This is a genomic window from Roseomonas sp. E05 (assembly GCF_030063475.1).
GTDB lineage: Bacteria > Pseudomonadota > Alphaproteobacteria > Acetobacterales > Acetobacteraceae > Pseudoroseomonas.
In genome coordinates, this window is the sequence record NZ_JASIRT010000007.1 from 209673 (window position 1) to 219815 (window position 10143).

Consider the following 10143-nt stretch of genomic DNA (forward strand, 5'->3'; position numbering starts at 1 on the left):
GGAATGGGGTGCAGCACCCCATTCGGGCTCGGGAGGGATTTGCCCTTTTGCGCTCCACCGGGCAAGCTTTCATCCGCTGGTTGAGCAGATCCGGGCCGGCGGTGCGCGGAAGCCGATGCCGGGGACGGTCTCCCCGGCGAGGCGTGGCCTGGCGGCTAGCGGGCGTAGTCCGGCTCTTCCCGGTCCAGCACCCGCCGCCAGGCATCGAGATGGAGGCGGGCGTCCATCTTGTCGCCCCAGGGGCCATGGTGGTTCCGCCGCAGCCGCTCGGGCAGGCGGTGCAGCGGCTGGCCGGTCTGCAAGGCAGTCATCTGGTACATGGCGGTGCGCTCGGCCATGTAGCACTCGTCGAAGGCGTCGTGCACCGTGGGGCCGACCACCGTCACGCCGTGGCCACGCATCACCATGATGCTCTTGTCGCCCATCAGCCGGGCGATACGATCACCCTCCTCGTTCTGGTGCACGGGCTCGTCGCCCTCGTGGTCGTAGACCATGCGGTCGTTCAGCAGCAGGTTGTTGTGGTGCGAGAGCGCGAACTCCGTGTCGCGCAGCAGCGACAGCGCGGTGAGCCAGCGCGGATGCACGTGGATGACGCAGGTCGCGGCGGGATTCTGCAGGTGGATGCGGGCATGGATGTGGAAGGCCACCTTGCGCAGCTCACCGCTGCCCTGCAGCACGCGCCCCTCCAGGTCGCAGATGATGAGGTCGCTGGCGCGCAGCTCCTGGAACAGGTAGCCGCGCGGATTGATCAGGAAGCGCGGCGCCTCGCCCGGCAGCATCAGGCTGTTGTGGTTGCCGATCTGCTCGTTCCAGCCGAGCCGGGCGGCGACGCGGAAGACCGCCGCCATGTCGCAGCGCATCGCCCATTCCGCCTCCTCCTCCGGGCTGCGGGTCAGCTGCCGGATCGTCGTCGCCATGCCGGTCTCCTGTCTCTGCCGGGCGCCGAGGCTGCGCCTGATGATGGCGGAATGCCAAGCGGAATCAGGCGGGCATCACGGCGGCGCGGAAGTTTCCCGAGCTGCTGAGCAAAGTTTGCAAGGCCTTGCCGCCATACCGCACATCGTTACGCTGCTGCCCGGCATGTGGGCAGGAAAGGTCTTCCGATGCAGGAACTCCCGGTCACCGGCTATCTCGACCGCTTCTCCCGCCGGCCGGGCGAAAGCCTGGCGGCGCAGGTCAGTGTCCCCTCGGGGCAGCCCTGCCGGGCGCGGCTGGTGCGGGTGATCAGCGGCGACCCCAATCCCGCCGGGCCGGGCCTGCGCTTCGAGGATCTCTCGGCGCGCTTCGACATCAGCTTTCCCGGCCGCCCGCAGCCGATCCAGGCCGGCTCCTGCGCCGTGGTGCCGACGGGGCCGCGCCGCCCCGCCGGCGCCACCACCTGGACCGTGCTGGTCTGGGCCGCGGCGCTGCCGGCCGGAACCGCGGCGCTGCTCAGCGAGGAGACCGATGGCACCCGCGTCACGCTCGGCCTCGGCCCGCAAGGCGCGGTGGCGCGGCTGACGCACGGCGGCACGGTGCGCGAGGTCCCGGCCGGCACGCCGCTGAAGGCGCGCGGCTGGTATCGCCTCTGGCTCAGCCTGGCGCCGGAGCAGGATGCGCTCTGGCTGGGCCAGCAGCCGCTGCTCCCCGCCGATGGCGCCGCCACGGTGGCGCGGGCGGCGCTGGAAGGCTTCACCCCGCCCGCCGGCGGCGGGGCGGTGGTGATCGGCGCCGAGGATGCGCGGCAACCCGCGCGCCACGTCACGGCGAAGCTGGAGGAGCCGGCCATCCTGCCCGGCGCCTTCGCCTCCTGGCCGGTGCCGCTCGGCCTGCCGGCGCCGCCGCTGGCCCGCTGGGATTTCAGCCGCGGCATCCCGACGCAGCGCATCGAGGATACCGGGCCGCAGGCCTGCCACGGCGAACTCCGCAACCTGCCCACGCGCGCCGTGGTCGGCGCCCGCTGGTCGGGGCGCGAGATGTGCTGGCGGCACGCGCCGGAGGACTATGCCGCCATCCACTTCCACGCCGACGATCTCGGCGACTGCGGCTGGCAGACCGACTTCCGCTTCGACATCCCGCAGGACCTGCGCAGCGGTGCCTATGCGCTGCACCTGACCTGCGAGGCCGGCGAGGACTGGCTGCCCTTCTACGTTCTGCCGCCGCGCGGGACGGCCACGGCGCCGATCGCCTTCCTCGCCTCCACCTTCACCTATCAGGCCTATGCCAACCATGCGCGCGGCAATGCCGACGAAGCCTACATGCAGCGCGTGCGCGAGTGGGGCGCCTATCCACACAACCCCGACCACCACCCGCTCTACGGCCGCAGCACCTACAACCGCCACCCGGACGACAGCGGCATCGCCTTCTCCTCGCGCCTGCGGCCGATCCTGACCATGCGGCCGGGATTCCTGACCTTCAATGACGCACGCGGCTCCGGCCTGCGGCACTACCCGGCGGACACCCACATCCTGGCCTGGCTGGAGGCGCGTGGCTTCGCCTTCGACGTGATCACCGACGAGGATCTGCACGAGGAGGGCGCGGCGCTGCTCGCGCCTTACGCGCTGGTGATGACCGGCTCCCATCCGGAATATCACACGGCAGCGACACTGGACGCGCTGCGCGACTACACCGCAACCGGCGGGCGCCTCACCTATCTCGGCGGCAACGGCTTCTACTGGCGCATCGCCTGCGTGCCCGAGCTGCCGGGCATGATCGAGCTGCGCCGCGCCGAGGGCGGCATCCGCGCCTGGGCCGCCGAGCCGGGCGAGTACTACCACGCGCTGGATGGGCAGTATGGCGGGTTGTGGCGGCGCAACCGGCGGCCGCCGCAGGCGCTGGTGGGCGTCGGCTTTTCCGGCCAGGGGCTGTTCGAGGGCACGCATTACCGGCGCCTCCCCGCCAGCCACGCGCCTGAATTCGCCTGGATGTTCGAGGGCATCGCGGAGGAGGTGCTGGGCGATTACGGCCTCTCCGGCGGCGGCGCGGCGGGCTTCGAGCTGGACCGTGCCGACACCACGCTGGGCACGCCGCCCGAGGCGGTGGTGCTGGCACGCTCGGAGGAGCCGCCTGCCTCCTTCGTCACCGTGCCGGAGGAGCTGCTCTCGCATGTCAACACCGTCTCCGGAGAGACGCCGGAGGCGCTGAAGCGCGGCGAGATCGTTTATTTCGACACGCCAGGCGGCGGCGCGGTTTTTTCTGTCGGTTCCATAACCTTCTGTGGCAGCCTTTGGCGCAACGGCTTCGAAGGGCCGGTCAGCCGCCTGCTGGAAAACGTGGTGCGCCGCTTCAGCCGCATCACGCGCTGATATTTTGTGCAACGCGGACAAAGAGCAGGCGCATTCGCCGAATTTTTGGTCTTTTTGCCTGAAGGCTGTGCGAATCTGGGTTGACGCTCTGTGACGGTGCCGGAAAGCTTCCCCCAGCGAGGCTTTCCGACTGATCCCACCACGCAAGCAGCGGAGACTGAGGATGAAGCGAGCCTTCCTGCGGACCTGCGCCGCGCCGGCGCTGATGGCCGTCTCCCTGGCGGCCGCGCCCTGGCCCCCCGCCCTGGCCGCCCCCTTCACCTGCCCCGTGCGCGGTGGCGACCTGGTCTTCGGCCAGGAGGCGAACGTCAACAGCCTGGACCAGATGACGTCCAGCACGATCTCCACCCGCAACATCGCGATGAACATCTATGAGTCGCTGGTCACGCGGGACGAGAACAACAACGTCATCCCTGAGCTGGCCGAGAGCGTTGAGGAATCGCCCGACCACCTCACCTACACCTTCAAGCTGCGGCAAGGCATCAGCTTCCACAACGGCAAGCCGATGACATCCGCCGATGTCGCCGCCTCCTTCGACCGCTACAAGAAGATCGGCCTGCAGCGCAGCACGCTGGACAACGTGAAGGGTTGGGAAGCGCCGGATGCCGGCACTTTCGTCATCCACATGGAGCGCGTGCAGCCGACCTTCCTGGAGGCGCTCTCCTCCTTCAGCGTGCCGATCGTCATCATCCCCGCCGAGAACAAGGACGATCCGCCGCAGCAGCTGAAGCCCGTCGGCACCGGGCCGTTCAAGCTGGCCGAGTTCGTGCCCGGCAGCCACGCCAGGCTGGTGCGCTATGACGGCTACAAGCCGAACACCGCCCATGAGCAGATGACCGGCTTCGGCGGCTACAAGGTCGCCTGCCTGGACAGCGTCACCTTCCGCATCGTCACCGAGGCTTCGGCGCGCGTCGCCGGGCTGGAGACGGGCGAGTTGCAGGGCGTCGAGGACATCCCGACCAAGTCGGTCGCGGCGATGCGCAAGAACCCGGACGTCACGGTGCTGCCGCTGAAGAACTGGTGGATCCAGATCGCGCTGCCCAACACCGCGCACCCGCCCACCGACAACCTCATGTTCCGCAAGGCCGTGCAGGCCGCGCTGGGCATGGAGGACATCATGGATGCGGCAACCGACAACAACTACAGCCTGAATGTCGGCTTCCAGTACCCGAACCAGCCCACCTACACGGACGCGGGGAAGGAGACCTACAACATCAACGACCCCGACCTGGCGCAGAAATACCTGAAGGAGTCCGGCTACAAGGGCGAGCCGATCTACATCCTCACCAACCGCGACTACGCGCCAATGTACAACGCGGCGCTCGTCATGCAGCAGCAGATGCAGGCGGTCGGCATCAAGGCCGAGCTGAAGGTGACGGACTGGCCGACCTCGGTGCAGATGTCGCAGAAGGTCAACAGCGACCAGTGGCATTTCTTCCACTCCGGATGGGGCACGCAGCCGGCGCTCGGCGCGCTGGCCACCATGCAGTTCCTCGCCTCGCCCGGTGCCAACTATCGCCCGCGCGACGACAAGGGCGACCCGGAGGTGGAGGCCGCCTGGAGCGACATGAACACCAAGCCGACGCAGAAGGAGCGCAACGAGGCCTTCGCGCGGATGCAGAAGCTGGTGCTGGAAAAGGCGCTGGCCTATCCCTTCGGCTCGCTGACCAAGGTGCAGGCGGTGCGGGCCAGCGTGCAGAACTTCCATCCCTTCCGCATTCCGCGCTTCAGCAACGTCTGGATCAAGAAGTGAGCCGGCGGGCGGCGCGACCCGACTTGCAGAAAGGAAGGGGGGTCTGGGGGGAACCCGTTTCCCCCCGGCCTTTCACACCATGCTGAGCGTTGCGCTCCGCCGCATCGCCAGCGCGATTCCGGTGCTGCTGCTGGTCAGCCTGATCACCTTCGGCATGATGCGGCTGATCCCCGGCGACCCCGCCGCCGCCATTGCGGGCCTTTCGGCGACACCGCAGCAGGTGGCGCAGATCCGCGCCGATCTCGGGCTCGATGAACCCTTCCTGATGCAGCTTGGGCGCTGGTATGGCGGCATGCTGCAGGGCGATCTCGGCCGTTCGATCCTGATGGGCAAGGGCGTGGTGGCGGTGACGATGGAGCGCCTGCCGGTGACGCTGGCGCTCTCGGCCTATGCGCTGGTGCTGACGCTGGTGATCGGGCTGCTGGCCGGCATCATTGCGGCATTGCGGCAGAACACGGTGATCGACCAGGCCGCGATGATGTTCGCGATGATCGGCATCTCGATCCCGAGCTTCTTCCTCGGCCTGCTGATGATCATCGTCTTCGCCGTGCGGCTGGGCTGGCTGCCGACCGGCGGCTACATCCCGCTCACCGAGGACCCCTGGGGCTGGTTCGTCACCTCAACCATGCCGGCCATCTCCCTGGCGCTGCTGCAGGCCGGGCTGCTGGCGCGCATCACGCGCTCCACGATGCTGGAGGTGCTGCGGCAGGACTATATCCGCACCGCGCGCGCCAAGGGCCTGCCGGCGCGCCAGGTGGTGTTCAAGCACGCGCTCGCGAATGCGCTGATCCCGATCACCACGGTGGTCGGCATCATCATCAGCCTGCTGCTCTCGGGCGCGGTGGTGACGGAGGCGCTGTTCTCCATCCCCGGCATCGGCGGATTGCTGACCCAGGCGGTGCTGAACCGCGATTATCCCATGGTGCAGGGCGGGCTGCTGCTGGTCACCGCCTTCCTCGTCCTCGTCAATATCGGGATCGACATGCTCTACGCCTTTCTCGACCCGCGGGTGCGCTATGAGTGAAACCGGCGCGCTGCCGCTGGAGGCCATCAGGTCCGAGGCGGAGCCCGAGCCGAAGCGCGTGCATCCGGCCTGGATGACGCTGCGCCGGTTGTTCCGGCACCGCCTCTTCGTCACCGGGCTGATCCTGTTCGGCATCATCGCCTTCATGGCCGCGGCCGCGCCCTGGATCACCGACATCAACCCGAACCGCCTCTCCATGCGCAACAAGTTCATGCCGCCAGGCGGCGACTTCATTCTCGGCACCGACAATTTCGGCCGCAGCCTGTGGTCGCGGGTGGTCTGGGGCGCGCGGCTCTCGGTGATCATCGGCGTTTCGGTCGTGGCACTGAACGCCGTCTTCGGCACGCTGATCGGCGCCGCCGCCGGCTATTTCCGGCGCCTCGACAACCTGCTGATGCGCATCAACGACGCGCTGATGGCCTTCCCCGCCATCCTGCTGGCGATCGGCGTCACCGCCATGCTCGGCCCCTCCACCGCCAACGTCATCATCGCGCTCGGCATCGTCTATGTGCCGCGCACGGCGCGCATCGTCCGCTCCTCGGTGATCGTGCTGCGGGAGATGGAATACGTTCAGGCCGCCATCGCCGCCGGCGCGGGGCACTGGCGCATCCTGCGCCACCACATCCTGCCCAACGCCATGGCGCCGATGATCGTGCAGCTCTCCTTCCTCTTCGCCTATGCCGTGCTCTCGGAGGCGACGCTCTCCTTCCTCGGCCTTGGCGCCGTGCCGCCGACGCCGACCTGGGGCAACATCATGGCCGAGGGGCGCGACTTCATGCGCGATGCGCCCTGGATCATCGCCATCCCCGGCGTCACGCTGATGATCACCGTGCTCGGCCTCAACATGCTGGGCGACGGGCTGCGCGACGTGCTCGACCCCCGGCTCAGGATCCAGCAATGAGCCTGCTTGAAATCCAGGGCCTCACCACCGCCTTCCGCACCGAGCGCGGCGAGATCAACGCCGTCGAGGACATCTCCTTCAGCCTCGACGAGGGAGAGATCCTCGGCATCGTGGGTGAATCCGGCAGCGGCAAGAGCGTGACGGCGCTCACCGTCATGGGCCTGCTGCCGCAGCCGCCGGCGCGCATCCGGGCGGGCTCGATCCGCTTCGCCGGGCAGGAGCTGACCACGCTCTCGGACCGGCAGATGCAGAAGATCCGCGGCCCTGGCATCGCCATGATCTTCCAGGAGCCGATGACCTCGCTGAACCCGGTCTTCCCGATCGGCGAGCAGATCATGGAGACGATCCGCGCGCATGAGCGGCTTTCCACGCGCGCGCTGCGCGACCGCGCCGTGCAGATGCTGGAGAAGGTCGGCATCCCCTCCCCCGCGCGGCGGCTGGACGACTATCCGCACCAGCTCTCCGGCGGTCAGCGGCAGCGTGTGATGATCGCCATCGCGCTGGCCTGCAACCCGCGCCTGCTGATCGCCGATGAGCCGACCACCGCGCTCGACGTGACGATCCAGGCGCAGATCCTCGACCTGTTGCTGGACCTGCGCGACGAGTTCGGCATGGCCATCATGATCATCACCCACAACATGGGCGTGGTGGCCGAGACGGCGGACCGCGTGATGGTCATGTATGCCGGCCGCGTCGTCGAGCAGGCGCCGGTGGAGACGGTCTTCGACCAGCCGCTGCATCCCTACACGCGCGGGTTGCTGGACTGCGTTCCGACACTCTCGGCCGAGAGGCCGCGCCTCGTCGCCATTCCCGGCAACCTGCCGGAGCCGGCGCGGCGCCCCTCCGGCTGCCGCTTCCGGCCGCGCTGCAACCTGGCCATCCCGGCCTGCGCCGAGGTCGTCCCGCCACTCGAGAGCCACGCGCCGGCGCACAGCGCCGCCTGCATCCGCGTGCCGGAACTGATGGCCCGATGATGCGGCCCCTGATCGAGGCGGCGGCGCTCTCCAAGCATTTCTCGCTCGGCGGCGGCGGGCTGTTCCGCCGCCATGCCGGCACGCTGCGCGCGGTGGACAATGTGGATCTGCGCATCATGCCCGGCGAGACGCTGGGGCTGGTCGGCGAATCCGGCTGCGGCAAGTCCACGCTCGGGCGGCTGCTGATCCGGCTGATGGAGGCGACCGACGGCCAGGTGCTGTTCGACGGCGCCGACATCACCGGCCTGCCGCAGGCCCGCATGCGCGAGATGCGCAAGTCCATGCAGATCGTCTTCCAGGACCCCTATGGCGCGCTGAACCCGCGCATGACGGTGGAGGACATCGTCATGGAGCCGCTGGTGATCCACGGCGCGAAGGCGGATGCGGCGGCGCGCAAGCGCGTGGCGCAGATGCTGGAACTGGTCGGTCTGCCTCCGCGCGCCGCCACGCGCTTTCCGCACGAGTTCTCCGGCGGCCAGCGGCAGCGTGTCGGCATCGCCCGTGCGCTGGTGCTGAACCCGCGCTTCATCGTCTGCGACGAGGCGGTCTCGGCGCTCGACGTCTCGGTGCAGGCGCAGATCATCAACCTGCTGCAGGATCTGCAGCGGGAGATGGGGCTGACCTACCTGTTCATTGCGCACGACCTCGCAGTGGTGCGCCACATCTCCGACCGAGTGGCCGTGATGTATCTCGGCCGGGTGGTGGAGGTGGCGGAGAAGGCCGCCATCTATGACCGACCGCTGCACCCCTATACCCAGGCGCTGATCGCCGCCGTGCCGGAGCCACACCCGGCCGGCCGGGCAGCCCGCCGCGCGGGGCGGATACGGGTGGAGGGCGACATCCCAAGCGCCCTCAATCCGCCTTCCGGCTGCCGCTTCCACACGCGCTGTCCCTTCGCCATGGCGGTCTGCCGCGAGGTCTCGCCGCCGCTGCGCGAATACGCGCCCGGCCATGCCGCGGCCTGCCATCTCCACGATCCGCAATACCGCCAGGAGCCGCGCGCATGAACGAGACCCGCAGGACCCGCATCCTCTGCGACGTGGACTTCGACAAGGATGGCCTCCAGCAGGGTTATCTGCGGCTGTTCCATTCCTCGCACATCTCGGCCTATGGCTTCCTGCCGATGCCGATCGTCGTCATCCGCAACGGCGCCGGGCCGACGGCGCTCTTCGTCTCCGGCAATCACGGCGACGAGTACGAAGGCCAGGTGGCGCTGAGCAACCTCGTGCAGTCGCTCAAGCCAGAGCAGGTCCGCGGCCGCGTCATCATCCTGCCGACAGCCAACTATCCGGCAGCACTGGCAGGCAACCGCGTCTCGCCCATCGACAACCTCAACCTCAACCGCATCTTTCCCGGCGACCCGGATGGTAGCGTGACGGAGCAGATCGCCTGGTTCATCAGCGAGCAGCTGGTGCCGCGCGCCGATCTCGTCTGCGACCTGCATTCCGGCGGCTCCTCCTTGCTCTATACGCCCTGCTCCCTGACCGGGCGCGTGGAGGACGAGGCGCTCTATGCGCGCCAGCTTGCCGCATTGCGTGCCTTCGGAGCGCCGGTTGCCTATGTGCAGGGACGCGCGCAGGGCCAGGGAGGCAACCAGACGCTAGGCGGCGTGGCCGAAAAGCTCGGCATTCCGAGTTTGGGAACGGAGCTTGGCGGCGCCGGCGCGGTCTCGCCCGAGGGCTTGCGTATCGCCGAGCGCGGCGTGCGCAATTTGCTCGTCCATCTCGGCATCCTGCCAGAGGAGGCGCGCATCCCCGCACCGGAGACGCGGATCTTCGGGCTCAAGGGCCAGGAGCAATTCGTCTATGCCGAGGAGGCGGGGCTCTTCGAGCCCGTTGTGGATCTTGGCGAGGTGGTGCAGGCAGGTCAACTCGCCGCACGGCTGCACACGCCGGAGACGCCGTGGCGCGCACCGGTGGAACACTGCTTCACGCGGGATGGGTTCGTGCTGTGCAAGCGGCAGCCGGGACGGACGCAGCGTGGGGACTGTCTGTTCGTGCTGGGGGGCACGGAACTACCCTGATTCAGGAAAGGCAGGAACGCGAAAAAGGCCGCCCCAAAGGGACGGCCTTTCTGCAGATCTGTCTCGTCCACAATTCCGGCTGGGTGGCCCGGCGGCGACCTACTCTTCCGCGCCTTGAGGCGCAGTACCATGGGCGCTGGGGAGTTTCACGGCCGAGTTCGGGATGGGATCGGGTGTATCAGCC

Annotated in this window: 8 protein-coding genes and 1 rRNA gene; 7 read left to right on the forward strand and 2 right to left on the reverse strand. The window is 68.6% G+C overall.

The genetic code is table 11. From position 1 onward, the window contains the following. Window positions 1-155: 155 nt before the first annotated feature. Window positions 156-917: a class II aldolase/adducin family protein gene (locus QMO56_RS10330; protein WP_283525463.1), complete on the reverse strand. Its 762-nt coding sequence runs from the start codon at window positions 915-917 to the stop codon at window positions 156-158. Window positions 918-1103: 186 nt separating this feature from the next. On the opposite strand from QMO56_RS10330, the gene QMO56_RS10335 reads away from it, so the two are divergent. From QMO56_RS10335 to QMO56_RS10365, 7 genes are all read left to right on the forward strand, one after another. Beyond that, window positions 1104-3284: a N,N-dimethylformamidase beta subunit family domain-containing protein gene (locus tag QMO56_RS10335; RefSeq protein ID WP_283525465.1), complete on the forward strand. Its 2181-nt coding sequence runs from the start codon at window positions 1104-1106 to the stop codon at window positions 3282-3284. 163 nt (window positions 3285-3447) lie between these two features. Continuing rightward, window positions 3448-5037: an ABC transporter substrate-binding protein gene (locus QMO56_RS10340; protein WP_283525467.1), complete on the forward strand. Its 1590-nt coding sequence runs from the start codon at window positions 3448-3450 to the stop codon at window positions 5035-5037. Window positions 5038-5116: 79 nt separating this feature from the next. Continuing rightward, complete coding sequence (locus QMO56_RS10345) at window positions 5117-6061, forward strand: ABC transporter permease (protein ID WP_283525468.1); 945 nt, start codon at window positions 5117-5119, stop codon at window positions 6059-6061. Beyond that, on the forward strand, window positions 6054-6962 hold the full coding sequence (locus QMO56_RS10350; RefSeq protein WP_283525470.1) for an ABC transporter permease: 909 nt from the start codon (window positions 6054-6056) through the stop codon (window positions 6960-6962). The genes QMO56_RS10345 and QMO56_RS10350 overlap by 8 nt, the downstream gene beginning before the upstream one ends. Further along, window positions 6959-7936 carry an ABC transporter ATP-binding protein gene (locus QMO56_RS10355; RefSeq protein WP_283525471.1) on the forward strand — a complete coding sequence of 326 codons (978 nt, stop codon included), beginning with the start codon at window positions 6959-6961 and terminating at the stop codon, window positions 7934-7936. The genes QMO56_RS10350 and QMO56_RS10355 overlap by 4 nt, the downstream gene beginning before the upstream one ends. Beyond that, window positions 7933-8943 carry an ABC transporter ATP-binding protein gene (locus tag QMO56_RS10360; protein ID WP_283525472.1) on the forward strand — a complete coding sequence of 337 codons (1011 nt, stop codon included), beginning with the start codon at window positions 7933-7935 and terminating at the stop codon, window positions 8941-8943. Before QMO56_RS10355 ends, QMO56_RS10360 begins: the two co-directional genes overlap by 4 nt. Next, window positions 8940-9959: a succinylglutamate desuccinylase/aspartoacylase family protein gene (locus QMO56_RS10365; RefSeq protein WP_283525474.1), complete on the forward strand. Its 1020-nt coding sequence runs from the start codon at window positions 8940-8942 to the stop codon at window positions 9957-9959. The genes QMO56_RS10360 and QMO56_RS10365 overlap by 4 nt, the downstream gene beginning before the upstream one ends. A gap of 86 nt (window positions 9960-10045) precedes the next feature. On the opposite strand, the gene rrf is transcribed toward QMO56_RS10365, so the two are convergent. Continuing rightward, window positions 10046-10143 (reverse strand): 5S ribosomal RNA (gene rrf / locus QMO56_RS10370); the annotation flags it as partial.

Excerpts from the sequence above, each read along its gene's own strand:
- QMO56_RS10350 (WP_283525470.1), top strand. The coding sequence starts at position 6,054 with ATGAGTGAAACCGGCGCGCTGCCGCTGGAGGCCATCAGGTCCGAGGCG.
- QMO56_RS10355 (WP_283525471.1), top strand. The coding sequence starts at position 6,959 with ATGAGCCTGCTTGAAATCCAGGGCCTCACCACCGCCTTCCGCACCGAG.
- QMO56_RS10335 (WP_283525465.1), top strand. The coding sequence starts at position 1,104 with ATGCAGGAACTCCCGGTCACCGGCTATCTCGACCGCTTCTCCCGCCGG.
- QMO56_RS10345 (WP_283525468.1), top strand. The coding sequence starts at position 5,117 with ATGCTGAGCGTTGCGCTCCGCCGCATCGCCAGCGCGATTCCGGTGCTG.
- QMO56_RS10330 (WP_283525463.1), bottom strand. The coding sequence starts at position 917 with ATGGCGACGACGATCCGGCAGCTGACCCGCAGCCCGGAGGAGGAGGCG.
- QMO56_RS10365 (WP_283525474.1), top strand. The coding sequence starts at position 8,940 with ATGAACGAGACCCGCAGGACCCGCATCCTCTGCGACGTGGACTTCGAC.
- QMO56_RS10360 (WP_283525472.1), top strand. The coding sequence starts at position 7,933 with ATGATGCGGCCCCTGATCGAGGCGGCGGCGCTCTCCAAGCATTTCTCG.
- QMO56_RS10340 (WP_283525467.1), top strand. The coding sequence starts at position 3,448 with ATGAAGCGAGCCTTCCTGCGGACCTGCGCCGCGCCGGCGCTGATGGCC.